The 25724-nt window shown below is 50.7% G+C and carries 26 protein-coding genes; 3 read left to right on the forward strand and 23 right to left on the reverse strand.

All coding sequences use genetic code 11. The features are described 5' to 3' along the window. Nucleotides 1–3: 3 nt before the first annotated feature. The gene (locus CRO57_RS08925) at nt 4–1422 is read left to right on the forward strand and encodes an FGGY family carbohydrate kinase (protein WP_097152905.1); all 1419 of its coding nucleotides are present in this window, start codon (nt 4–6) and stop codon (nt 1420–1422) included. 2 nt (nt 1423–1424) lie between these two features. Here CRO57_RS08925 and phnN read toward each other — a convergent pair whose 3' ends face one another. The 9 genes from phnN to phnG form a co-directional block, all read right to left on the reverse strand. Next, entirely contained in the window at nt 1425–2030 is a 606-nt protein-coding gene (gene phnN, locus CRO57_RS08930) for a phosphonate metabolism protein/1,5-bisphosphokinase (PRPP-forming) PhnN (protein WP_097152906.1), read from the reverse strand. A 1-nt stretch (nt 2031) separates the two neighbouring features. Further along, the gene (locus CRO57_RS08935; protein ID WP_097152907.1) at nt 2032–3192 is read right to left on the reverse strand and encodes an alpha-D-ribose 1-methylphosphonate 5-triphosphate diphosphatase; all 1161 of its coding nucleotides are present in this window, start codon (nt 3190–3192) and stop codon (nt 2032–2034) included. Beyond that, entirely contained in the window at nt 3189–3929 is a 741-nt protein-coding gene (locus CRO57_RS08940) for a DUF1045 domain-containing protein (protein WP_097152908.1), read from the reverse strand. Before CRO57_RS08940 ends, CRO57_RS08935 begins: the two co-directional genes overlap by 4 nt. Before the next feature lie 81 nt (nt 3930–4010). Next, nucleotides 4011–4730, reverse strand: a complete 720-nt coding sequence (phnL, locus tag CRO57_RS08945) for a phosphonate C-P lyase system protein PhnL (RefSeq protein WP_097152909.1) — start codon at nt 4728–4730, stop codon at nt 4011–4013. A gap of 10 nt (nt 4731–4740) precedes the next feature. Then, the gene (phnK, locus tag CRO57_RS08950; protein WP_097153309.1) at nt 4741–5517 is read right to left on the reverse strand and encodes a phosphonate C-P lyase system protein PhnK; all 777 of its coding nucleotides are present in this window, start codon (nt 5515–5517) and stop codon (nt 4741–4743) included. 44 nt (nt 5518–5561) lie between these two features. Further along, nucleotides 5562–6488, reverse strand: coding sequence for an alpha-D-ribose 1-methylphosphonate 5-phosphate C-P-lyase PhnJ (locus CRO57_RS08955; protein ID WP_097152910.1), 927 nt, complete (start codon nt 6486–6488; stop codon nt 5562–5564). After that, complete coding sequence (locus CRO57_RS08960; RefSeq protein WP_097152911.1) at nt 6485–7627, reverse strand: carbon-phosphorus lyase complex subunit; 1143 nt, start codon at nt 7625–7627, stop codon at nt 6485–6487. The genes CRO57_RS08955 and CRO57_RS08960 overlap by 4 nt, the downstream gene beginning before the upstream one ends. Before the next feature lie 12 nt (nt 7628–7639). Continuing rightward, nucleotides 7640–8278 (reverse strand): phosphonate C-P lyase system protein PhnH, encoded by a 639-nt coding sequence (gene phnH / locus CRO57_RS08965; protein ID WP_097152912.1) that lies wholly within the window; start codon nt 8276–8278, stop codon nt 7640–7642. Beyond that, nucleotides 8278–8754 carry a phosphonate C-P lyase system protein PhnG gene (gene phnG, locus CRO57_RS08970; RefSeq protein WP_342068275.1) on the reverse strand — a complete coding sequence of 159 codons (477 nt, stop codon included), beginning with the start codon at nt 8752–8754 and terminating at the stop codon, nt 8278–8280. The genes phnH and phnG overlap by 1 nt, the downstream gene beginning before the upstream one ends. A gap of 150 nt (nt 8755–8904) precedes the next feature. Between phnG and phnF the strand changes: the two genes are divergently transcribed. Next, nucleotides 8905–9660 carry a phosphonate metabolism transcriptional regulator PhnF gene (gene phnF, locus CRO57_RS08975; RefSeq protein WP_097152914.1) on the forward strand — a complete coding sequence of 252 codons (756 nt, stop codon included), beginning with the start codon at nt 8905–8907 and terminating at the stop codon, nt 9658–9660. 49 nt (nt 9661–9709) lie between these two features. Here the strand turns inward: phnF and CRO57_RS08980 are convergent, their stop codons facing one another. The 5 genes from CRO57_RS08980 to CRO57_RS09000 all read right to left on the reverse strand — a co-directional run bounded on the left by CRO57_RS08980 (nt 9710) and on the right by CRO57_RS09000 (nt 15922). Then, the gene (locus tag CRO57_RS08980; RefSeq protein ID WP_097152915.1) at nt 9710–11410 is read right to left on the reverse strand and encodes an acyl-CoA synthetase; all 1701 of its coding nucleotides are present in this window, start codon (nt 11408–11410) and stop codon (nt 9710–9712) included. Between the two features lie 156 nt (nt 11411–11566). After that, the gene (locus CRO57_RS08985) at nt 11567–12109 is read right to left on the reverse strand and encodes a CBS domain-containing protein (RefSeq protein WP_141401208.1); all 543 of its coding nucleotides are present in this window, start codon (nt 12107–12109) and stop codon (nt 11567–11569) included. Nucleotides 12110–12283: 174 nt separating this feature from the next. Next, nucleotides 12284–13207, reverse strand: coding sequence for a pseudouridine-5'-phosphate glycosidase (locus CRO57_RS08990; protein ID WP_097152917.1), 924 nt, complete (start codon nt 13205–13207; stop codon nt 12284–12286). Nucleotides 13208–13242: 35 nt separating this feature from the next. Then, entirely contained in the window at nt 13243–14172 is a 930-nt protein-coding gene (locus CRO57_RS08995; RefSeq protein ID WP_097152918.1) for a PfkB family carbohydrate kinase, read from the reverse strand. Nucleotides 14173–14419: 247 nt separating this feature from the next. Beyond that, a complete protein-coding gene (locus CRO57_RS09000; RefSeq protein WP_097152919.1) occupies nt 14420–15922 on the reverse strand; it encodes a CoA-acylating methylmalonate-semialdehyde dehydrogenase in 1503 nt (500 codons plus the stop codon). 154 nt (nt 15923–16076) lie between these two features. Between CRO57_RS09000 and CRO57_RS09005 the strand changes: the two genes are divergently transcribed. Next, nucleotides 16077–16958 (forward strand): LysR family transcriptional regulator, encoded by an 882-nt coding sequence (locus CRO57_RS09005; protein WP_097152920.1) that lies wholly within the window; start codon nt 16077–16079, stop codon nt 16956–16958. A 17-nt stretch (nt 16959–16975) separates the two neighbouring features. Here the strand turns inward: CRO57_RS09005 and CRO57_RS09010 are convergent, their stop codons facing one another. From CRO57_RS09010 to flgB, 9 genes are all read right to left on the reverse strand, one after another. Next, a complete protein-coding gene (locus tag CRO57_RS09010) occupies nt 16976–17707 on the reverse strand; it encodes an ABC transporter permease (RefSeq protein ID WP_097152921.1) in 732 nt (243 codons plus the stop codon). A gap of 105 nt (nt 17708–17812) precedes the next feature. Beyond that, nucleotides 17813–18736, reverse strand: coding sequence for an SUMF1/EgtB/PvdO family nonheme iron enzyme (locus CRO57_RS09015; RefSeq protein ID WP_097152922.1), 924 nt, complete (start codon nt 18734–18736; stop codon nt 17813–17815). Nucleotides 18737–18983: 247 nt separating this feature from the next. After that, a complete protein-coding gene (locus CRO57_RS09020; RefSeq protein WP_244580040.1) occupies nt 18984–21635 on the reverse strand; it encodes a response regulator in 2652 nt (883 codons plus the stop codon). Between the two features lie 220 nt (nt 21636–21855). Next, complete coding sequence (gene flhB / locus CRO57_RS09025) at nt 21856–22938, reverse strand: flagellar biosynthesis protein FlhB (protein WP_097152924.1); 1083 nt, start codon at nt 22936–22938, stop codon at nt 21856–21858. Between the two features lie 45 nt (nt 22939–22983). Then, nucleotides 22984–23745, reverse strand: coding sequence for a flagellar biosynthetic protein FliR (fliR, locus tag CRO57_RS09030; RefSeq protein WP_097152925.1), 762 nt, complete (start codon nt 23743–23745; stop codon nt 22984–22986). Between the two features lie 32 nt (nt 23746–23777). Continuing rightward, nucleotides 23778–24041 (reverse strand): flagellar biosynthesis protein FliQ, encoded by a 264-nt coding sequence (fliQ, locus tag CRO57_RS09035; RefSeq protein WP_097152926.1) that lies wholly within the window; start codon nt 24039–24041, stop codon nt 23778–23780. 93 nt (nt 24042–24134) lie between these two features. After that, nucleotides 24135–24455: a flagellar hook-basal body complex protein FliE gene (gene fliE / locus CRO57_RS09040; protein WP_097152927.1), complete on the reverse strand. Its 321-nt coding sequence runs from the start codon at nt 24453–24455 to the stop codon at nt 24135–24137. A gap of 68 nt (nt 24456–24523) precedes the next feature. Continuing rightward, a complete protein-coding gene (gene flgC, locus CRO57_RS09045; protein WP_097152928.1) occupies nt 24524–24934 on the reverse strand; it encodes a flagellar basal body rod protein FlgC in 411 nt (136 codons plus the stop codon). 49 nt (nt 24935–24983) lie between these two features. Next, on the reverse strand, nt 24984–25394 hold the full coding sequence (gene flgB / locus CRO57_RS09050) for a flagellar basal body rod protein FlgB (protein WP_097152929.1): 411 nt from the start codon (nt 25392–25394) through the stop codon (nt 24984–24986). Nucleotides 25395–25724 lie beyond the last annotated feature (330 nt).

Below are 25724 nucleotides of genomic sequence, written 5' to 3' on the forward strand. Positions count from 1 at the left end.
ACCATGTCTGTTATCGCGATTGATCAGGGCACAACCAGCACCCGAAGCCTGAAACTGAATGAGGATGGCCAATATAGCATCACCCATTCAATTGCGCATGAACAGCATTATCCGCAACCGGGCTGGGTAGAGCATGATCCGGAAGAGTTGATCCGAAATATCCAAGCTTGCATCAATGCCAGCGGGAAGGTGGATGCAATCGGCATCGACAATCAGGGGGAAAGCTGCCTTGCCTGGGATGCAGAAACCAAAGAAGCACTGACATCAGTCATTGTGTGGCAGGACAAGCGCACCAGCAATGTCATTGAAAAACTCAAGCAAGAAGACCATGAGGAAACAACATTAGCGAAAGCTGGCCTGCCTCTCGACCCATATTTTTCCGCCAGCAAACTGGGATGGATTATCAAGAACAGTCCGGAAGCAAAGGAAGCTCAATCTAGAGGTAAGCTCAGATTGGGCACGACGGACGCTTTCTTTCTGGATCGCCTGACAGGCAAATGCGTTACCGATATCACCACTGCTTCGCGCACATCCCTGATGAATTTACGCACCCACCAATGGGATGAAGAGCTATGCGCCCTGTTCGGGGTACCAATGAATAGCCTGCCTGACATTGTTCCAACCACCGGCAACTTTGGCACCATCCAGACCGATAATGGCCCGGTGCCGGTTACAGCCAGCATTGTCGATCAACAAGCCGCTCTCTATGGATTTGGATGCCGCAAGGAAGGCGATGGCAAGATCACATTCGGCACCGGAGCTTTTGCTCTCATGGTCACAGGATCAGAGCTTCATCATCGGCCCGATCTTGGTCTACTGCCGACTGTTGCTTGGCAGAAACATGGGGAAGCCCCTGTCTATGCTCTGGATGGCGGCGTCTATACCGCAAGTGCTGCCCTCAATTGGGCAAAGGGTTTGGGGCTTTTTGAGAAGTTCGAAGATATAAATCAGTTTACATCCCACGCTGCGATAGATCAGGGCCTTGTTTTCGTCCCCGCCCTTTCAGGTCTTGGTTGCCCCCATTGGGACGACAAGGCAAGAGGAAGCTGGATGGGCTTATCGCTGGATCACGAGCCGCAACAATTGATTCAAGCCATATTGGAGGGCATCGCCTTTCGGGCCGCCGAGATCTGGAATGCCATGCAACAATGCGTGGCCAGCACTGGTCCTGTTCCCGTCGACGGCGGCATGAGCCAGAATGCTTACTTTATACAATTCCTCTCCGACTGCCTTGGCCGCACAGTTCAGCCTGCCAATATTCCAGAGCTAACAGCAATAGGCACAGCCCTACTGGCAGCAGAAGGCGTTGGTCACCCCATTGCCTTCACGCCAGAATTTGGCAAGCATGTCCCGATGGTAGATCGCTCCGCCGGATATCAGAAATTCCAGAAAGCTGTAGGCATGAGCCGGAACTGGTCCTGAGCCTAACCTGCACGAAGGCGGCTGATAATTTCGACAAAGCGCTCACCTGCGATCTTGATCGGACCGCTATTATCGAGATGATGCAAAGAAGTATCTGCTCCCAGCTCCGCCTCGATCTCGGCATTGCGTTCCAGGCGTGCTTGAATCTGCTTGGTATTCTCTCGTCCCCGCAGGGAAAGACGCCGCGCCAACTCCTCAGATTTCACGCTTAAGCAAACGATATCAACCCTTGGTAAAAGCGCGCGAAATTCATCGAGTTTCTTTCTGGAACCATTGACAACAGCTACCCTTGAAGGGTGATCTTTCAGATCATCAATAAAGCTTCTTGGCACACCATATTGCAGCTCATGGGCACCCCAGCTCAGGGCAAACTGCCTCTCTTTTTTCATCGCAACGAATTCATCCAGAGACAAGGCTTGATGATCTTCGCAATGATCCTTTGGACGCGTAATCGCACGACGAATGAAAGCCACATCCGGGCAATCAGCAAAGTGTGCTCGCGCATAATCAAGCACACTATCCTTGCCAGAGCCAGACGGCCCGACCAAAACGATCAGAGCGCCATCTGCCTCAGCCTGACTATCAAATTGTTCCAATTGCTCGGCCATATCACACAATACGCTGCCCTTCGCGCCATACTTTATGGACTACTGGTATTCCATTGGAACGCTTCACGCGACTGAAATCAGCTCGCTTGCCTATCGCGATCTCTCCGCGATCTGTCAACCCGGTTGCCTTGGCAGGATTGGAGGAGACCATTTTCACCGCATGCGGCAGAGAAATAGCGTCGACCTTGTCCGCCAGATAAAATACAGCCTGCACCAGCGAGAAGGGAATATAATCTGACGACAGGATATCGAGAACACCGGCTTCCGCCAAATCCTGAGCGGCAATATTACCTGAGTGAGACCCACCTCGCACAACGTTCGGTGCGCCCATCAACACGGCCATACCTGCATCATGAGAGGCTTTAGCCGCAACAAAGGTGGTTGGGAATTCTGCCACGTGAATATCTTGTTCAATGGCTTCCTGCACATGCTCCAATGTTGCATCATCATGGCTGGCAAGAATGAAACCACGCTCCTGACAAATCTGCGCGATCGCAGAGCGATGCTTGTCAGAATTATTCTGGGACAGGGCAATTCGGCGGTCACAAAATGCCCTGAACTCATCATCATTCATGTTGAGCTTGTTTTTGTAATAAACCGCATATTGATCGATATTGGTGAATTGCCGCTGCCCTGGCGAATGATCCATGACAGAAATCAACTTGACCAGATCATGGTTTTCGAACTGCGAAAAGGCGCTCAAACAATCATCAGCCGAGACTTCACACCGCAAATGCAGGAAGTGATCGGCTCGCAAGCTCTGATCATCAATGCCAATTTGAAACGCTTCAGCCAATGCCCACATGTCGTCATATTGTAGATCTGCATCTGTATCCAGGCCAACCCGCAAGGCGTCAAACACCGTGGTGATGCCAGAGGCCGCGATCTGCGCATCATGCGCCAGCACTGCCGCCATCGGGTTCCAACGAACGGAGGGACGAGGTGCATAGTGGCCTTCGACATGATCGGTATGCAGCTCAACGAAGCCGGGAAGCAGATAATCACCATCAAAATCCTCGGCTTGTGCAGCTGCGCCATTGGTTAGCACCCCTTCACCGATATCCCAGATTTTGCCGTCCCGGATCTGGATATGGCCCGAAAGAACCTGATCCTCCAGAACGATCCGGGCATTATTGATAAGAACTTCATTGGAGTTGGTCATAACCCTAGTTCCTGACAAGAGGCAGCAACGGCCCCATTCTTGGAAGAACCAGTCAATTCAAACTGGCGATGACATGTAAAAGGAGCTCCGCGCTCTGGTTCAACGAACAAAGCGATGGACGATAATTGAGGGGTTGTTGTTAAAGCTGGCCCGAATAAGTCACTAAGTGCGGGCAGCAACACATCACGCTGTTGATCTGAGAGCCGATCGGTCAAAGTCATGTGGAAGCGAAAATCTTCAAATATATGAGGATAGCCCCATTGCAAAAGGTTGTTTCGCTGGCGATCATTAAGACTATCGGGGTGGCGGCGAACTATATCAGCTTCTGATATGGGCGCTCGAAAAGTATCAAACTCCCGAACAAGCTTGGCTGCAAACTCCATTAATTCTGAACTGTCAGCAATGGGGCACAATGCAAGAAACCGACCAAGCTCCTCAACTTGCAATGAGGGTAAGGATATGGCTGACTGATGCGCTCCAAATACTTCCAGTGCCTTTTCCAGATCTGCCATAGATTTGCCATCAGCGAGTTCGAAAGGTGCTTTCAACGTCGCGTGAAACCCATAGCGTCGCGCATTCAAGGTCAGATCGTTCAGATCCTCATCAGATAATCCTGGAATGGTGATGGAACGAGAAATATCCCGACCGACGACTGGATCTCTCCCCAGCCATGAGCAAGCCACCTGATAGAGTGGATCACTCACCTTAGGAACATAATAAAGGGCATACCGAGGCATGAATTCTTCTCAAAACTGTTGATCGCAGGATCGAAAGCAAATTTCGACCCTATCCTTTTTATATGACGCCAAAGTGTCGGTTCAGCCTGTTGTTGCCAACGTCTTGCGCTCAGTAGAAAACTGACTGACATTGATGATTTGATCGGCAATGGCATCGCGAACATCTGCATCATGAAAGATGCCCAGCATCGCAACATCCTGCTGTTTCTTTTCATTGATCAGATCAATCACAACAGCTCTGTTTGCTGCATCCAGTGACGCTGTTGGTTCATCCAACAACAGGATCGGATGGTTGGTCAGAAAGCCTCTGGCAATATTGACGCGCTGTTGCTCACCACCAGAAAAGGTAGCCGGTGGCAATTGCCAAAGATCTTCTGGCAAATTCAAACGGGCAAGAAGTTCCCCTGCTTTTTGCCGAGCCACTTCTTGGCTTTCCCCCTGCTCCAGCAGCCCCTCTGCCGCCACATCCAGTGCAGATACACGCGGCATGGCCCTCAGGAATTGGGAAACATATCCAATGACATCTCGGCGCAGGCGCAGCATCTCACGCGGGGATGCCTGCACCAAATCAAGAATAGCATCCTCTCGCGGAACCAAAATCTGACCATTGTTGCAACCATAATTGCCGTAGATCATTTTCAGGATCGAACTTTTACCAACCCCGGATGGACCACCAAGAACGGTACATTGCCCAGCTTGCAATGAGAAAGAGACATTGCGAACAACTGGAATGGTAATTGAGCCACGCAAATGCATGACAAAGATTTTGGAGACATCTGAGACAACCAAAGGAACAGTCATAGCATTCGCCCTAAACCTGCAAGATGGAAGAAATAAGAAGTTGGGTATAAGGCGCTTGCGGATCATCCAGCACGCGATCCGTCAGCCCTTCTTCAATCACATGACCATCTTTCATCACGATCATCCGGTGAGAAAGAAGCCTGGCAACCGCCAAATCATGCGTTACCACGATGGCTGCAAGCCCAAGATTGCTCACGAGATTGCGCAACAGATCAAGTAAACGCGCCTGAACCGAAACATCGAGCCCACCAGTCGGCTCATCCATGAACACCAGCCGTGGCCCCGTCACCAGATTGCGAGCAATCTGCAAACGCTGCCGCATACCACCGGAAAAATCCCGTGGCTGGTCGTCAATACGATCCTCCGAGATCTCAACCTGCTCCAACCAATCGGTTGCAGTTGATCGAATGGAACCATAATGACGATGACCAACTGCCATCAAACGCTCTCCCACATTGGCCCCGGCGGAGACTGTCATCCGTAATCCATCAGCTGAATTTTGATGCACGAAGCCCCAGTCAGTCCGCATCAAGAAACGCTTGTCCGCTTCCTGCATATGGCAGACATCCTGAACGGAACCATCGCGCATCCGGTAATTGACCAAGCCAGAGGTTGGCAACATGCGGGTGGATATGCAATTCAGAAGCGTGGATTTCCCCGAACCGGATTCCCCAACAATCGCGAGTACTTCTCCCGGATACAGATCAAATGAAACATTCTCGCAACCACGTCTCGCCCCATAAAACTTGGAGATGGAACGCACTTCCAACAAAGGCAAATCTTGCAATGCGGTGCTTGGGGTATTTTGCAAATCATTAGGTTGAACGATGGTCATTGCATAGCCTCCATCGACGCGACTGTTTCATCTTCATTATTCACGACACCAGTATGACCATTGGCCCTGCGCTCTTCGCAATAATCGCTATCAGAGCAGACAAACATGCGTGATCCTTGATCATCCAGAATGATCTCATCCAGAAACACATCAGTCCCACCACAAAGGGCACATGGTTCGTCGAATTTTTGAATTTCAAACGGATGATCTTCAAAATCGAGACTGACCACTTCTGTATGAGGTGGGATTGCGTAGATACGCATTTCTCGTCCCGCACCAAACAATTGCAGAGCTTTGGAACGATGCATTTTGGGGTTATCAAATTTCGGGATAGGAGATGGATCAGTCACATAGCGACCACTCACCTTAACCGGATAAGCGTAATTGGTAGAGATATGCCCTTTCTGGGCAATATCCTCATATAGCTTCACATGTATGAGCCCATAATCCTCGACCGCGTGCATCTTGCGCGTCTCGGTTTCTCGCGGCTCCAAAAAGCGCAAAGGTTCCGGGATCGGCACTTGATACACCAGAATCTGCCCCTCTTGCAGAGGTTCTTCGGGAATACGATGGCGGGTCTGAATGATGCTGGCATCCTTGGTATGTGTTGTGATGTCTACTCGCGCCATCTTGGCAAAAAATGCACGGATCGAGACCGCATTAGTGGTATCATCCGATCCCTGATCGATGACCTTGAACACGTCATCTTCACCAATAATGGCCGCGCTTACCTGCACCCCACCAGTCCCCCAACCATAGGGCATTGGCATCTCACGCGAAGCAAACGGCACCTGATAGCCGGGGATGGCAATGGCTTTCAAAATGGCCCGACGGATCATGCGTTTGGTCTGCTCATCCAGATAGGCAAAATTATAGTCGGCAAAACTACCATCATCTCTTGTTTGTGCGGACAGAGCTTTCATTGCGCCGCCTCCCCATCAAAAGCGGGCTCGACTGCTTCGACCCCTTCCCCATTTCGCTGAAAATATTCCGCCTGCATCTGGCGAACCTGTTTCAGTTCCGCCTGAAAATCCACATAATGCGGCAGTTTCAAGTGCTCCACGAAGCCAGTGGACTGCACATTATCGGAATGAGAAATCACAAATTCCTCATCCTGAGCCGGGGCAATAATATCTTCACCTAATTCTTCAGCCCGCAACGCCCGATCACACAGTGCCATGGACATAGCCTTGCGTTCGGACTGGCCGAAAACCAGACCATAGCCACGAGTAAAACGCGGTGGTATTTTCAAGGAGCCAATAAACTGGTTAACCATCTGGCATTCAGATATCTGTATCCGGCCAACGGAGACACTGAAGCCAAGTTCAGGAATTTCCATCTCCACATCCACCTCACCAATGCGGATTTCGCCAGCAAATGGATGATTGCGCGCATAACCACGTTGCGTGGAATAGCCAAGAGCCAGCAGGAAGCCTTCATCTCCGCGCGAAAGTGCCTGCAAGCGCAAATCACGACCCATTGGATATTCCAAAGGCTCGCGGGTCAAATCACCCGGCTCGTCCATTTCCTCCCCTTCACACGGCAGCTCACTATCAGGCTCCATCAAATCTTCATCAGCAATCAGATCTGAAACACGAGGCATGGTCCGCGCACTATCAGCAATCTCTTGTTGCTCCCCTTTTGGCACCTCACCATCTGTCGCCAGATCTGGGTCCAGCAAACGATGGGTGTAGTCAAAGGTAGGCCCCAGGATCTGACCGCCCGGCAAATCCTTGAAAGTCGCCGAAATACGGCGCTGGATTTGCATCTTGCTGGTATCAATCGGATTGCTATATCCAAACCGTGGCAACGTGGTACGATAAGCACGCATCAGGAAGATCGCTTCAATCAGATCACCACGAGCCTGTTTGACTGCCAGCGCTCCCAACTCACGATCATAGAGTGCCCCTTCGCTCATCACCCTATCAACCGCCAGTGAGAGCTGCTGATCGATCTGATCCAATTCCAATACTGGCACATCACGGTCACCACGGCGGCGATCAGCCAGCAAGCGATGAGCATTATTGATGGCAGTTTCGCCACCTTTCACAGCAACATACATATCGCTCTCCTGTTATTCAGCTCGCTCAAGGACAAGACGTGTGCTGCGTGGCAGGCAGGCAACTTCATGCTCACCAACCAGCATCAGATCAACACCTCTGGGGAAGAAACTCTGATTGACCTGCCATTGCTGCTCAAAACGCATCGGTTGGGGCGTAAAATCAAACTTCGCCGTTCCATCAATGCCAGGGCCTTGCAAGACAAGGTCTCCAGCGTCGGCCAACATATGTTTCACATTGAGAAGCAGTGTCGTGGAGCGATCTGGATAAGCCTGATCTCCACGATTGAAATGATCGAGATCCGGCATCCCGGCAATATCATTGATCAGTGCGAAACTGGCCTGATCGGGGTCATCAACGATGGGTGCCCCAATGTGAAAGGTGATCCAATCCTGTATGGATTTTTCCGATCTCAAAATATCATCCAGCCAGACAGGCGTCTCAGGATCGGCCAACATAGTCAATAGACCAGCCATCAATGGTTGAAGAGGCGCAGGTGGCAACGCATCACAAGAAGCAGGATAGATTTGACCCGGCTGTGCCATGGCGTTCATTGCAGCGCGAAACAAACTCTGTGTCTGTGTTGCTGCATCACCAATGCCACCGGCAAGAGCCTCGGATTCTGCACCCAAAATATCAGATGACAGGGCCATCAATCATCTCCTCGCACCATTGTGAAAAATGAAACCTTGGTCGCTTCCGCTTCAGCCTGAGCCACATCATCTTGTTGGCTCAGCTGTTCTTGCAGAGGTAATACAATTTTCTCCTCCACCAGATTGGAAAATTCAGGTTGTTCTGCCAGTGCATCGATAACCGCAGCCAGCTGGGCTTTTGCAGCGTTACGACCCAACATGACTGAGTGGCCCAGGGTGCCATCTTCCAGCCGCACGGTAGCACGTGTCACGGTCGCCTCACCAAAATTGAACGGCGCGCCACCGCCGCCCATGCGCCCACGCAGAGCCAAAAGGCCTGTCTCAGGCCCTCTTACCATTTCGCAACATGGATCGAGCCCTAGAGGCTTCCAAAGCGCCAGCATTTGTTTGGCCCCTGCTCGAGCTAGAATTGCCAGACGCGCTTGCCGTTTTTCCTGATTGGTTTGCACCATCACACCATCATCTTTCCCGTTCAAACCTGCTAACCAGATTATTTGATCAGCAAATTTTATTGTCTAATTAAATAGACAAATCATGATGGGCGACTTTTACGCATCCCACATGTCACCCATGTGACAAACAATGAGATTAATGCTAGGCCTCGAATACAAGACTTAGGGGCAAATATGGCAGAAGCACACCTCAAATCCGGACTTGAACGCCGTTCAGGTATTGCCTTATGGCGTCAAATTGCTGATGCTATTCGCGCAGGCATCGGCTCCGGCTTGGGAGATGAAGATGGCCGCCTACCACCAGAAGTGCAGTTGGCAGAAGAGTTTGGCGTCAATCGCCACACGGTTAGGGCAGCCATATCAGCTCTTGTAAACGATGGCGTCCTTCAAGCACATCAGGGTCGTGGCACTTTCATTGTAGAGCCCGAGCGTCTGACCTACCCAATCTCCAAACGCACCCGATTCTCAACAGGCTTGGAAAGTCAGACACAGGCAATCACTGGCCATTTCATTTCATCCGAGCATGTGGCCGCAAAACCGGAAGTTGCCAAGGCGTTGAAGCTGGAAATTGGCGCTGAGGTGATTTGCATGCAAACCCTTCGCAAAGGCGACGGCATACCTCTGGTTCGATCCACCGCATGGTTCGATGCCAAACGCTTTCCAGATCTGGCAGAGCGTTATCAGGAAAACCTGTCCATCACCAGATCCTTTAAAGCATGCGGCCTGGATGATTATGTCCGCCAATCGACAGTCATTGAAGCCCATCACGCCAGTATCCGCGATAGTGACATGCTCAATCTATCTCCTGGTGCCTTGATCCTCGTTCTCAAGGCCATCAACACGGATCTCGATGGGGTTCCGGTGGAGTATTCCAAAGGCCGCTATTCGGCAGATCGAGTTAAATTGCAGATAGAAAGTTCGGATTTCTAGGCTTGACGAACATTTTCGTCAAGCCCGCATATGGTCCAGCAAATTTCATTCACTTCGCAGCCTTGTCCGCTTTTGCCTCATCGACGGCCATCGTGCGCAATTGCCCGCGAATGATCTTGCCGGTCGTCGTCATTGGCATTTCATCAATGAAGCGAACCACCCGGGGATATTCGTGGGCTGCAAGGCGAGATTTAACAAAAAGAGCGATCTCTTTTTCCAGATCATCACTTGGCTCATAGCCATCAGCCAATTTGATATAGGCAGCCACCACGGCATTGCGAAGCTCGTCAGGTTTGCCAACCACCCCCGCAAACTGAACAGCAGGGTGACGCAGCAGGCAATCTTCCACCTCACCCGGTCCGATACGATAACCAGCAGAACCAATCACATCATCATCCCGTCCGACAAAGCGAATATAGCCGTCGTCATCACAGACACCCTGATCTCCAGTCAGCAACCAATGCCCCTCAGGGCCTTTGACAAACTTGTCATCCGTTGCCTTCGGATTATTCCAATAACGAAGAAACATCACCGGGTCGGGGGACAGGACGCCAATCGCTCCTTCCTGCCCCACAGGCATGCGCTCACCACTATCAGCATCAAGCACAGCAAGTTCATGCCCCGGCACAGGCTTGCCCATGGTTCCTGGCCGCGTCAACTCGAGATCCGCACAGGATGAGACAATCATGTTGCATTCCGTCTGACCATAAAACTCATTGATCGTGGTACCAAGAACCTGTTGGCCCCATTCGATCAGCTCTGTTCCAAGGCTCTCCCCGCCAGATGCCACCGAGCGCATCTCAATGCCCCAACAGGCACATTTTGAAACCTGACGCATCATTTTCAACGCTGTTGGCGGCAGAAAAGTATTCTGAATGCCGTGTACCTTGATCAGATCGAGTGCCGCTTCTCCGGTAAATTTGGAGAAACGTCGCGCCACAACTGGCACACCATGATGAAGCGCAGGCATCAAGACATCCAGCAAGCCACCGATCCAGGCCCAATCTGCAGGTGTCCATATCTTGTCACCAGTTTGAGGGAAGAAATTATGACTGATCTCTACTCCCGGCAAATGTCCAAGCAACACGCGGTGCCCATGCAAAGCGCCTTTGGGGTTACCAGTCGTGCCAGAAGTGTAAATCAGAATGGCGGGGTCATCTGATCGGCTATCAAACGGTGTGAAATCCTCACTCTGTCCTTTGCATGCACTTGAGAAATCTTCAACACCATCATCAGCACCATCAACCGATAGGATAACTTGCAACTCGGGCAGTCGATCCCGTAAAGCCGTAAGCTTGGCAACGCCTTCCTTATTGGTGATGATTGCTCGCGCACCCGAATCATTGAGCCGGTGTTCCAGTGCTTCCTCACCAAACAGAGTGAAAAGCGGAATGGACACACAGCCCATTTTCAACGCAGCAATATGGGCGATGGCGGTTTCAATGCTCTGCGGCAACAACACACCAACCCGATCTCCAATCGCCTCTTCACCATCGCCAGATGGCTTCGTTCCCTTACCCTTTACACCACGCTCAGCCAAAGCATTGGCCAATTGGTTGGAGAGCGCCTTGAGATCAGCAAAACTCACCTCATGGCTGCTCAAATCCTCTTCAACATCAATGATGGCGGTACGATTAGGATCTTCAGCAGCCCATTTATCGCAAATATCCCAGCCAATATTATAACGCTCCGGCACCTGCCAGTGAAAATCAGCACAGGTCTGCTCGTAAGTCTCTTTTTTTATCAGCATGATGTCCTCCCGCGCTCTTTATGACAGGTCCCCCATCTGCCCCATAGCGCAAAAATACGGCAAGCTTTCCGCGTTCCTACCGTACAGAAATACACTCGATGAAACTGAAAAAGGCTCCAAAAGGAGCCTTATCTCTTTGGAAGATGCTGATCGGAATTAGCCCACCATCAATTGCTTGATCTTCAGGGTCTCCAGTTCCAGTTCAATCAAACGGCTGTTCACCAGATCGGTAATCGACACCAGACCGCACAACATTCCGCCTTGAAGCACCGGCATATGGCGGAATCGCTTCTCGGTCATGATTTCCATGATGGTGCTGACTTTGTCATCTGGCGTGCAGGTAATCGGTGCAGGGGTCATGATATTTTGCACCTGATCCGCCATCAGCGCCTGAACACCTTCTTCCCCATCACAATTGGACATGGACCGAATGATGTCGCGCTCAGACAGAACGCCAACCAGGTTACCCTGCCCATCAATCACAGGCAAAACACCGATTCTCTTGATGGAAAGATCTGCACAAGCCGCCGCAATGGAAGTTGTCTCGGTAATGGTATAAACCGTTACACCCTTATCATCGAGAATATGAGCAACCGTGGTCTGAGATTTGGCTTTCTCAAAGGCAAGTGTCGGATCCTGGGAATGACTTTCCTGTTCTTTTTCGTGTGCTCTTGGCCCTTGATAGGAAATTGGCGCCATGGAAAATCCTCCCGCGGGCAATCCTCCCAGAATTTCGCCAATGCCCGCAGCCCGACGGAATTCCAAAGCGTCAATCCAGATTTTCGAGAAATAGACCCTCACCTATCCGGCGTTGCTTTGTTTTTGAATCCTAGCAACAAACCCACCGGATAGGCAATAGATCAGCTTCAATGCTTACACACACAACGCCTTGGCAATTTTTGCAGAAAGACGCGCATTATTCTTCACCAATGCAATATTGGTCTGCAAGCTACGGCCATGGGTGAGTTCAGCAATGCGAGACAGAACAAACGGTGTCACATCCTTGGCTGTCACATTGCGACGATTGGCTTCATCAATGGCTTCCAGAATATCCGTTTCCATCTCATTACGCGGGATTTCATTAGTTTCCGGCACAGGATTGGCAACCATCATGCCTCCGTCCAGACCGAGCGTCTGACGCATTTGATGGAATTTGGCAATCTTGGCTGGATCATCCAGACGCAAGGGACAAGGAAGTCCACTTTGGCGAGACCAGAATGCCGGAAACTCGTCGGTCTCAAAGCCAACGACAGGCACACCAAGTGTCTCCAATACTTCCAAGGTCTTGGGGATATCCAGCAGCGCCTTCACACCAGCCGACACAACCATCACTGGTGTTTGACCCAATTCCTGCAAATCAGCTGAAATATCAAAAGTCTCTTCAGCACCACGATGCACCCCACCGACACCACCAGTCGCGAAAACGGAAATGCCTGCACGATGAGCGCAGATCATGGTCGCAGCAACGGTAGTAGACCCCGTCCGTCCAGTCGCCAAGGCAAAGGCCAGATCAGCACGAGAGAGCTTCATCACATCAGTTCGCTGTGCCAGAGCTTCCAACTGCTCCTTTTCCAGACCGACATGGATCACACCATCAAGTATGGCGATCGTGGCAGGCGTTGCTCCTTCCGCCCGGATGATGTCTTCCACCGCTACTGCCGTTTCAACATTGGCCGGATAAGGCATACCATGGGTGATGATAGTGGATTCCAGGGCCACTACAGGCTTGCCAGCATCTAGTGCCTGCTTCACATCAGCACTAAAGGTCATTGGGAGAGAAGAGTTGGTATCAGTCATAGATCAGATCTTTTTCTTGTTCTTGAAAGTTTTCATCAGGATTGCGGGATATCAGTCAGACAATTATCCAGCATCATTCGATTGAGCATATCAGGGATGGCTTGCTCACTCATCAGCGCAAGGCTGGCACCGGCCAGACCATAGGGCAAAGCCTTACTCAAGGTCTTATGCAAGGTCAGGCCATGCAAAATACAAGCAGCCAGACAATCCCCTGCCCCATTGGTGGAGCGAACCCGAACAGGAGGAGCGGGAAGAAACCAGGTCTCCTCACCTTTCCAGGCAGTGATGCCTTTGCCACCTTTGGTAATGACGCCATGCTGCACGCCCAATTCCAAAAGGATGGCAGGCAAGGCATCAAGTTCGGCATATTCTTCCGCCAGGATTGCAGCTTCAGCCTCATTGCAAAAAAGCAGATCCACCTTATCGAGGCATCCAGCCACCCGATTGGCCTTGGGGCCAGAGACTGCACAAACCGCCAGATTGCGCCCGCCCTTGTTATTGGCCAACTCTTCGAGCACTTCTTCCGGCAGATTGGTGTCAGCCACCAGATCGCAATCCTCCGGCAAATCTGCCAAACAAGCTTCAACATGAGACAACGGATAATGATCATAGATCTGCATGGCAGCCAGCCCGGCCACCAAGGCACCATTTGGCTCTTCAATAGCGGTATAGGTCGCCGTCTGACGATCACCATCGGTAATGACGAGGCTGGTATCAATGCCCTTGGCCTCGAGTTGAGAGGTCACGAAACGACCATCGCTATCATCACCAACGATGGTGGATAGCATGACTGGCCATTCAAGCATGGCAAGGCCACGCGCGATATTGCCTGCTACTCCGCCAGGGCTTCGGACCAGAGATCCGGGATTAGACTGACCAGGTTCATAGCGTTTGGACGCCCGTCCGATCTGGTCCATATGGGCACCACCCAGCACGAAAAACTGGGGGGACTTTTCTTGCGACATGGAAAGCCTGCCTGCCTGTAAAAATCTAAAACTTGATTGTCAGTGACAATAAAGCTCTCCTACACCAATTGCTAGCCGAAAGGACCAGATACGAACCGCAAATCCATAGCAGATGCCATGATGGGAAAGACGAGTAAAAAAAGAGCCGCTGCTCGGTTGAGACAGCGGCTCGAAGTCCATCCATTAGGGAGGAGATGGATGATCAGATAAGGATCGGGGCAAACAAGATCGTCCCAATCCGAAAGGCTTATTCCATCACAGGGATAGAGAACTCGCCGCCTTCCTTGATGCCTGATGGCCAACGGGAAGTCACAGTCTTGGTGCGGGTGTAGAATTTGAACGCATCTGGACCATGCTGGTTCAAATCACCAAAGCCGGATTTCTTCCAGCCACCGAAAGTGTGGTAAGCCAGCGGCACAGGAATTGGCACATTGATGCCAACCATGCCGATATTGATGCGGTTCGCAAAGTCACGCGCGGTATCACCATCACGGGTGAAGATCGCGGTACCGTTACCATATTCATGATCCATCGCATGACCAATGGCTTCTTCATAGGTTTTGGCACGAACACAAGACAGAACTGGGCCGAAGATTTCGGTCTTGTAGATGTCCATGTCGGTGGTGACTTTATCGAACAGGTGAGGACCAACGAAGAAGCCGTTCTCATAACCTTGCAGAGAGAAATCACGACCATCAACAACCAGTTCAGCACCCTGTTCAACACCGGTTTCTACCAGACGCAGAATGTTTTCTTTGGCAGCGGCGGTAACAACCGGACCATAATCCACATCATCACCAGCGGTGTATGGGCCAACTTTCAGCTTCTCGATGCGAGGAACCAGCTTCTCGATCAGCTTGTCAGCGGTTTCTTCTCCAACAGGCACAGCAACAGAAATCGCCATGCAGCGTTCGCCAGCAGCGCCAAAGCCAGCACCAACCAGAGCATCTGCAGCCTGATCCAGATCAGCATCCGGCATGATGATCATGTGGTTTTTCGCGCCACCGAAGCACTGAGCACGTTTGCCGTTTTCAGCTGCACGATGATAGATGTAATGAGCGATCGGGGTAGAACCCACGAAACCAACAGCCTGAATGGTGTCGTTGTCGAGGATCGCATCAACGCTTTCCTTGTCACCATTGACAACCTGCAAAATGCCATCTGGAAGACCTGCTTCTTTCAGCAGTTCAGCCAGCATCATGGGAACGGATGGGTCACGCTCGGAAGGCTTCATGATCATCGCATTGCCGCAAACAAGCGCAGGGCCAAGTTTCCAAAGCGGGATCATGGCAGGAAAGTTGAACGGAGTAATACCGGCAACAACGCCCAGAGCCTGACGCATGGAATACATGTCGATGCCAGGACCAGCACTGTCAGTGAACTCACCTTTGAGCATGTGAGGAGCACCACAGCAAACTTCGATCACTTCCAGACCACGCTGAACGTCACCTTTGGCGTCGACGAAAGTTTTGCCATGCTCGGAAGACAGTTTCTCGGCCAACTTGTCCATGTCACGGTTCAGCAGACTCACAAACTTCATCATCACGCGAGCGCGCTTCTGAGGGTTCTGAGCAGCCCATGCAGGTTGAGCTTTGGCAGCGGCTGCAACAGCTGCGTCCAGCTCGTCTTTGGTTGCCAGAGCAACCTTGGCCTGAACTTCACCGGTTGCAGGGTTATAAACATCAGCGAAGCGGCCGGACTTACCTTCCACACGCTCGCCATTGATGAAATGACCGATTACTTCCGTCATGCTTTCCTCCTGGGTGACGCCTACTCAAAGACATCGGGTTTGAGCTATTGGTCGCCATTTTGCCTCAACAAAAATAATAATCAATGGCCGCATTGTCATATCCGTTGTGCATATTTTATAGTACCAACTAAAGTCGGAATGGGAGAAACAAGCCATGAACTGGGATGACGTGCGAATTTTCCTTGCAGTTGCAAGGGCTGGACAGATTTTACAAGCGGCAAGGCGCCTGGGCGTCAACCATGCCACCGTGGCGCGGCGGATCACCGCACTGGAAGATGCCCTTAAGGCAAAACTCTTAGACAGACGTACCACCGGGTGTATTCTGACACCTGAGGGCGAGGAATTTCTGCTCGCGGCCGAACGCATGGAAGCAGAAATGACATCGGTCCGCGCCAATATTGGCGAAACCAATATTGATGTTTCCGGCGTAGTGCGCATTGGCGCGCCCGATGGCTTTGGCGTCGCCTATCTCGCCTCTCGTCTCGATCCATTACTGGATCAATATCCCGATTTGACCATTCAACTGGTCCCAGTCCCGCAAAGCTTTTCCATTGATCGACGTGAGGCTGACATCGTCATCACCGTGGAACGGCCAACCCACGGACGGCTGGTGGCCAGAAAGCTGGTAGATTATAGCCTTGGCTTTTATGCTTCGCGCTCCTATGTCAAACAGCACGGCATACCCCAATCTCGCGATGATCTCAGCTCGCACCGACTAATCGGCTATGTGGAAGATCTGATCTTCAGCCAATCCCTGAACTATTCTGCCGAAATGATGAAAGGTGAACGCACCCAATTTGAGTGCGCCTCTGCCTTGGGACAGACAGAGGCAGTAAAAGCGGGCCTTGGCATCGGCATTCTGCACGGTTTCATGGCACGTGAAGATCCAGATCTCGTCGAAATCCTACCACAACGCTCCATACAACGAGCCTACTGGGCTGTTTATCATGAAAGCACCCGTCGCTTGGGGCGCATCACAGCGGTCTCAGACTATATCTATCGGCTGGTTGAGCAGGAAAAACACATTTTCAAATAAGAAAAACGGCTCATATTCTACGCTTCAATTGCGCTTTTAAGCCTCACGAAAGAGCGGCCAGACATCAACAGAAAAACAAGCGTAGCAAGACCGGTAGAAGAAAAAGACATCACCATGACCACAATCTGATATTTCACTGCAATCAGCGGCGACACTCCAGAAAGGATCTGCCCAGTCATCATTCCCGGCAAGGACACAAGCCCGACAGCAAACAAAGAATTGATGGTTGGAATCATGGCGGCATTGGCTGCTGCTTTTCGTGCCTTGAGATAATCCGCCCCACTCTCCAGCTCTGCCACAAGCCGCTCTGCACTTTGCGAAATCGCCGTCATGCTGACCACATAGATCATTCCGGCCAACGGAATGATAAGACGCGGATTATACCATGGATCAGCCTTCAATATGGCAATCACCACAATAGCCAAAATGACAGAACCACCAAGGCCAATTGCAAGCAATGCGGAGCGATAAAGCGACAGACCGGGTCTGCACAGAGGATTAAGGCTGATCCAGGTCGCAGCTCCCATCATCACGCCCAAAACAAGCACCACCTGAAGGGGTGACTGGTTGGTGAAAATATAGGTCAGCACATAGCCAATAGTCAGCAGCTGCAAGATCATCCGTGCCATGGCACGAATGGCCTTGTATAAGTCCATTTCCCAGAAATAGAGCATGCCAAACACGGGCAAAGCAGGCAGCAGAAGCCAGAAGAAACTGGTTAGCGATATATCATGAAGCGAAGGAGACATGCAGAGCGACCTGTGCTTTGCTTACTTGAGCCGACGAGTATGGGCATCATGAAAGCAAGTCACCGCAAGAGCAAGGCATTCTACCTCTTTTACCCTACACAGATGCTACCGAGCCAGAAAGGCTTGCAACCGGCTTTTCCAGTCAGCTTTTGGTTCATCACGAACCAGGCGGAAACCAAGATTTTCTGGAGGCTCGCCCACAGCACAGCCGCCAGAAAGCGGGTCACGAATGAAGCTTGAAAGATACGAGCGCAGTTTGCCTTGGGCAATATAAACACCACAATGATTTTGAGACTCTATCAGTGCACCTGATGCATCATGGCGATAACGCATATAGCAGCTAGACGTCCATTCCCAGATATTGCCGGACAGATCTGCAATGCCGAGAGAATTCACTCCAAAACTCCCAAGTTTTTTGGGGATGGGATCATATTCCTCGTCACGTGGCAACTCGCCTTTATCCAATCCATAGCGCCGTGCCTTGCTAGGCTGAGAGATAGAAGGATCACGATCGACACTATTGGGCAAGAGAGCATCATCATAATAACGTTCAGCAGCAAAAGACGCCCATTCCACATCGGTTGGCAAGCGCCAGACAAGGCCTGTTTTCTCAGATAACCAAGTTGCATAGGCATTGGCATCATCGTGGCTAACACCAGTAACCGGTATTGGCTCATACAATGGCTCAACTGTTCCATCTGCGCTGATATAAGCCTGCCATTGTGACTTGCAGGCACCGTCAGACACACAAGCTTCATAATCCTGCGCACTAACTTGATACTTCATCACGTGTAAGCGATTGGGAACATGTTTTTTCTCGATCGGGCCGTTAATAGGACGCCCCTCTCGCACATATTCACCAGGAACTCGATAGGTAAAGCTGCGTGGTTCAACCAGCACAGTCGGTACATCTATATCGATTGCAAAGGCGCGCATATGCTGAAGCAACAGGGTAAACAAAACCAGTGCCAAAAGAGAGAAGCCAACCAAGGCTTGCTTGATGAATGAGATTGTCTCGCCGGAAACCATCAGTGCATCTATTCTTACTCTACACAAAACCGATGGTGGCTTAACAGCTTAAATTGAGTTTGAAAATCACCTTAGAGCTGGAAAATCCATATACACACGAATAACAGGACAAATCACTGAAAAGAAAAAGCTTTTCGCATCTCCCATCATGCGCGCAAATTGTCGCACCCATTTAAAATCTGTGATTATACGTAAAAACCCTCGCAGATCAGATCTACGAGGGTCAAAACTCGGCAATGTCTGCCAATCACTCCTCAAGCATTTCCTTAATCTTGACTGCAAGCTGCTTGAGCGAAAATGGCTTGGGCAAGAAGCCGAATTCTTCATTCTCCGGCAGGTTCTTGCGGAAAGCTTCCTCCGCATAACCGGACATGAAGATCACACGGATATCCGGGCGTTTCTTGCGCAGCTCACCCAACATGGTCGGACCATCCATTTCCGGCATCACCACATCGGAGACAACAAGATCAACGCCTTCTTCGATCTCCTCGATCAATTCAAGCGCTTCCACTCCGGATCCAGCTTCATGAACCGTATAGCCACGTGAAGCCAAAGCCCGAGCAGCAAAGGCCCTGACCGCTTCTTCGTCTTCCACCAACAAGATCGTAGCACTACCAGTTAGATCCTCGACAGTTTCAGGTGCCGGAGGAGGCATATCCGCCTCGACCTCAATTTCCAGAACATCATCCTTGGCTTCTTCAACGAACCGCGGAAGGAAAATCCGGAAGGTCGTGCCCTGCCCCATTTCACTTTCGAGGAAAATGAAACCACCAGTCTGTTTAACGATGCCATAGACAGTAGACAGGCCAAGCCCGGTTCCTTTGCCAACATCTTTGGTCGAGAAAAATGGCTCGAAAATCTTTTCCCGAATTTCAGGAGGAATCCCGGTACCGCTGTCCAAAACTTCGAGTAGAACATAATCAGACGGCTGCAGAACCTTGTAAGGCATCTGACTGGCTTCTTCTTCGTTCAGATTCCGTGTCTGAATGGTGAGCTGGCCACCCTCTGGCATTGCGTCGCGAGCATTCACCGCCAGATTGACAATAACCTGCTCCAACTGGTTCAAGTCCGCCTTGACAGGCCAGAGATCACGTCCATGCACCACATCAAGCTCAACCTTTTCACCCAATAGACGGTCCAGCAAGATAGACAGGTTTGCCAGAACTTCGCTCAAAGACAGCGTCTGCGGGCGCAAGGTCTGGCGACGTGAGAAGGCTAGCAATTGCCGTACGAGCGAAGCTGCACGATTGGCATTTTGCTTGATATTCATGATGTCCTGGAAAGCCGGATCACTTGGACGATGACTTGCCAGCAACAGATCAGAGAATCCGATGATCGCGGTCAGAACATTGTTGAAATCGTGCGCAACACCACCGGCCAGCTGGCCGACAGCCTGCATCTTCTGGCTTTGAGTGAACTGGACTTCAAGAGCGCGTTGTTCGGTGGTCTCCAACGCATACACAATGACCTGCTCGTCATCCCCTTCGCTATCCTCAACACCAGATAGGAAGAAGCGAACAGTGCGCTCGGAATCATGGAATAACTCACTTTCCACCGGGGCAATGTGGCTTTTTCCACCAAGCGCTTCTTCGATGGCAGCTGCAAGCTCATCACGGTTTTTCTCCGCAACCATTTTCATCAGGGTAATACCCTGGCTAACTTCCACATCCGCAACTGCATCTGAGACAATTTCAGCGTCCTCAGCATCTTCAACGGTCACGTCATCAGCAGGAAAATCATCTGGTGGTACGTCATGGAACATACGTACAAATGGTGCATTGGTTCGCACCACCTTACCATCCCCGGTCAGAGCAGCAATCGCAATTGGTGTGTTGTTGAAGAAACGGGCGAAGCGAACCTCGGCCACACGTAGTTCCTCGGAAATTTCCTCTCCCGGACTACGATTAAGCACCAGAGTGCGAGAGGCACCAGATGTGCCATCAGAGGCAGTTGGCACACGATGCATCAGACGCACAGGCAAGCTCTGACCATTGCGTTTGACCAGATCAAGATCGATCATCTCGGTCTTGGCCATACCAGGATTGGCAACAGCCCCAGCAAGCAACGCAGTCCCATCCCCGGAGATCAGATCCTTCAGTACAAGGTCACGTGGCTCGAACTGAGCCAGATCATAGCCTAGCCAGTCCGCCAATGTGGCATTCATATAGATCACACGACCATCAGGCTCGGCAGAAAAGAAACCGGCAGGCGCATGATCCAGATAGTTGATGGCCAACTGCAATTCCTGAAAGATATTTTCCTGACGTTCACGATCACGGGTGATATCGCTGATTTGCCAAACGGCCAGCTGATCCTTCTTACCCTTCTCGTCCAGATCATCCATGACCTGAACCTTGACACGGAACCAGCGACCGGCATTGCCGCGTTCCTCTTCACTCGTTCGACCCGCAAGACCGCGCGAAAGACGAAACTCCTCCATCGCCGAACGACCTTCACGGGCGGCTTCGGAGAGACGATAGACAGCTTCAGCGGCATCCGGCTCTCCTGCAAAGGTCCGTTCTATTGATCGAACAGCTTCAGCAGCGGGCGCTTCCGTCAATTGCGCATAATACTGATTGGCATAGACAATATGCCCTTTGGAGCTACAAACCAGCACACCATCCTGCATGCTGTCAACAAACTGGCGCGTAAGGTGATGGGGAGCCTGCTTTTGACCGAGTTGAACCAACCCCACGGCCATACCCAACAGGGATAAGATACCAACTCCAGCCAGCAATCCCAAAAAAAGCAATTGCAATTTGCCGCCAGCTTCACCTTGATAAAAAGCCAATCCAACAGCTGCCAACACCAATATCAAAGCCAAGAAAATCAGCCATTTCACACTGCCAGACCGTTCACTTCGATCAATGATGGCCTGTGTTTCCGTATTCTGGCTCACATTTTCCCCCATTCAGGTCTTTCTGGCAGGCTTTCATCCGGCCAAATGTCAAAAGCAGCTAGCCACCCGAATCTAAAATTCGTCACATCGATCAGCGAGCACCGAACGAACTTTAGATTCAAAAGGGTGACCAGCAGATATATGTTTCCAGTGTGGTGGGATTGAAATAGGCAAACGAGCCTGCAGATAAATGATACCTATTTCAATTCCACCACACTAGCTATTTGTTGCGATTAGACCAGCTTGCCCGATTCTTCAATTTCATTATATAGCCGATCACTTCGGCGACTGCCTTATAATGTTCCTCAGGAATCTCGTCATCCACTTCTACAGTAGAGTATAGAGCGCGAGTCAAAGCCGGATTTTGCACGATTGGCACATCGGCCTCCTTGGCAACATCCCTGATCCGCAAGGCAACATCATCCACGCCTTTGGCAACGCACAGCGGCGCCCCCATTCCTTCATCATATTTCAGTGCCACGGAATAATGGGTCGGGTTGGTCAAAACAACAGAAGCATCAGGCACTGCTGCCATCATACGCCCCCGGCTACGTTCCATACGCAGCTGACGCAATTTGGCTTTGACGGTCGGATCACCTTCCTGTTGCTTGAACTCGTCCTTGATCTCCTTGATGGACATCTTCTGTTTTTCCATCCACTTATGCTTCTGGTAGAAGAAGTCGGCCACCGCAACAATGGTCATGATCGCGATCACTCCGGCAACAAGTTGCAGCGAAAGCTCGAGAACCAGCGGCAACAACATGGCCACATCAAGCTGAATCATCACATCCAGCTTGTCACGTTGCGGATAGAGAATGAGCACCAGGACGACACTCACTATGGCAAGCTTGATCAAGCCTTTGGTAAAGTTGATCAGGCTGTCTTTTGAAAACAGGCGTTTGAAGCCACCAAGAGGGCTGATCTTGGATAATTTGGGTGTAATTGGCTCGGTTGAAAAAACAAATTTGTGCTGAACCAGATTGCCAAACACCGCCATGGTCATCATGGCAAGCATGGGCAGAACCATCAGACCGAGCAAACTGTAGCTTATCTCGCTCCAAAGCCTCATCAGCATGCCACTTTCCAGATTAAGCTGATAGGAATGCTCAAAAAAGCCCTTCAAATGCGTGGATAGGCCAGTTACGATATAGCCTGAAAATAGAGCCAGCGCCAAACCTGTACCAATCATGGAGAACCAGGCAGAGACCTCCTGACTTTTGGCCACATCTCCTTTTTTATGAGCATCTTCCAACCTTTTTTGGGTGGGCTCTTCTGTTTTTTCCTCGTCGCTATTATCAGCCATATCAGCTCCGGATCAGACTCTCTGACCATTTTCTTTCCGCAATGTTCATGAGGCAATGAAGCGCCCCAGCACTTCTTCCAAGTGGCCCAGATACCACGTCATCAAAGTGGTACAGAGAATCATGAACAGCAGAAGGCCTATGCCAATGTTAGCAGGCATAGCGATGAAAAAAACCTGCAATTGAGGCATCAGACGCGACAGGAGACCAAGACCGAAATAGAACAAAAGCCCATAGACAATAAAGGGGGCCGCGATCTTGGTGCCGACAAGAAATGCACCGGCAACTGTCTCGGAAGCAAATTGTGCAATATCGCCGATAGGGGGCATTTCATTGACCGGGAACAATTCGTAGGAATCATACATTGCGGCAATCATCACATAGTGCAGATCGGTGACGAAAATCAGCGTCACTGCCAGCACGCTCATGAATGTCCCCAATGTAACCGTCTGCCCGCCCGTTGACATATCCGGTCCCATTGCAAAAGACAGCCCCAACTGAAACGCAATGGTGGTTGCTGCGATTTGCAAGGCAGATGTAACAAGTTTGATCGAAAGGCCAATCAGCAAGGCAACGACAATCTCCTTGCCCATTGCCGCCAATGCTCCATACAAGGTCGAGGGAACTTGGGCGAATTGTTCAGAAACCAATGGATACATCATGAGACTGGTTGTAAGAGCAATGGCCAAGCGAACTCTGACCGGCACGCCCCGTTCACTGAACGCAGGAAGCACCATGAAAAGCGTGCCGATCCGCGCAAAGATCAGCATGAAAATAAAGGCTGTTTGTGGAAGTATTTCAATCAGCATGAACAATGCCACCTACCAGATCAGGCGACCGCCTAACCCGTAACAGCTTTTTCCATCAAGAACCGCATATAAGTGCTGATCAGATCCCCGAGAAAGGGTAACCCTATCATCAAGGCCAGAAAGATGGAGATGATTTTTGGAACAAAGACCAACGTCATCTCCTGAATCTGGGTCAAGGCCTGAAAGAGGGCAATGACGACACCAACAACAAGGCCCACCACCATAATGGGGGCAGACATCTTGATCATCACCCATAAGCCTTCTCGAGCGATATCAAGCACTTCCGCTCCGGTCATCCGTAATCTCCCAATCTGCACCAGCTATCAGGCTTCCTATCACCAGATCAGGGTATCCCGTGATAGCTGACCAAAAGGAAATCCGGTCAGTGCCTAGATAGGCATCCGCATAATTTCTTCATAGGCAGAGATAACCCGATCACGAACTGAAACCATCGTTTCCAACGCCACTTCCGTCTCGGCCACAGCTGTCACGACATCAACAACATCCGCTTTGCCACTCACCATGTCTGTTGCGGTCTTCTCTGCCACCTGCCCTTTGTCCAGCACGCCCGAAACACCATCCTTGACCATTTGCGCAAAATCAGGCTGAGCATCAACGGCCTTCTCAAGGGTCTGGGTCGATTGTGTCTGATTCGTCAGTCTTTGGGCTAGATTATAGGCATTGCTTGCTGCCAGATTTGTCAAACTCATCGGTTCGCCCCGTCAAATTGCTCAAGTTGAGTTTCCCCTGATTATAGGGAAAGGCTGTCTTGTCTTCATTACACTTTGAGAATATCAAGCGTCTTCATCACCATTGTGCGCGTCGCGCTGATCACATTCAGGTTTGCTTGATAACTGCGCTGAGCTTCCTGCAAATCCACCGTTTCGACGAGAGAGTTGACGTTGGGAAGTTTCACATAGCCCTTCGCATCAGCCGCCGGATGTCCCGGATCGTAACGTGTGCGAAAGTCCGATTTGTCCGGCAGGATCCGTCCCATCTCAACAGTCTTTGCTCCCAATTCGCGATCAAAGTGAGATTTAAAGGATGGAATCTGCCGCCGGTAAGGATCCCCCCCCGGTTTACGGGAGGTGGAATTTGCGTTTGCAATATTCTCTGACACGATGCGCATACGACCGCTTTGCGCTTTCAGGCCCGAGGCTGCAATCATGATTGATTTTAGAAAATCCATATATCTGTCTCCTCGACCAGTTGCCAAAGGCAATCAGGACGCAAATAAATCAGCCGGGACGGCGAATAGCAGTTTTGATCAGTCCCATACCTTTGGAATAGAGTGTACTGACCGCCTGATAGTCCATCTGGTTCGCAGTGACCTTCATCATCTGCTCTTCAAGCACTACGGCATTCCCTTCTGGAGTGATCTCAAAACCATCAACCTTTTTGGAGTTGAAAGCATCTCGCACAATTGCCGATTTGCCTTGCAAATGATTGCCATGTGTCTGCGAGGTGGACAGCCCCTGTGCAGGCGCCATCTGCAAACGTTTTTTGGTCGAAAAAGCCGTAAGATCACGGGCGCGATAACTCGGCGTGTCGGCATTGGCAACATTCTCTGCCAAAACCCGCTGCCGTGTCTGATGCCAATGCATTTTGGAACGCAACATGGAAAACATTTTCAGATCACCAATTGCCATCCATTTGCTCCTTATCGCCCTGTCTACATCAAACGTGTGATTGCATCATTTTGATCATGCATTTCCTAACAGGGTAAATTTTGCCTACCAAATGGTTAACGAGTTATTAATTTGCCTTAATATTCTGTTAAACATAGGAAAAATAGGCAGTTTCAAAGTCTTCTGTTTGGGCGAACTGTTGCAAACTGCTGCAATAGACGAGCATTTTTCGCCCAAACAGGTACAATGAATACAACAAGAGATTCGCGATGGGTGCAGACTTGGCAATGAAACAGTCCTTGACCACTAAAGCGGATCACCAAAACACAACAGGCAAGAAGCAAACAGGAG

The sequence above is a fragment of the Cohaesibacter gelatinilyticus genome (assembly GCF_900215605.1).
Taxonomy (GTDB): domain Bacteria; phylum Pseudomonadota; class Alphaproteobacteria; order Rhizobiales; family Cohaesibacteraceae; genus Cohaesibacter; species Cohaesibacter gelatinilyticus.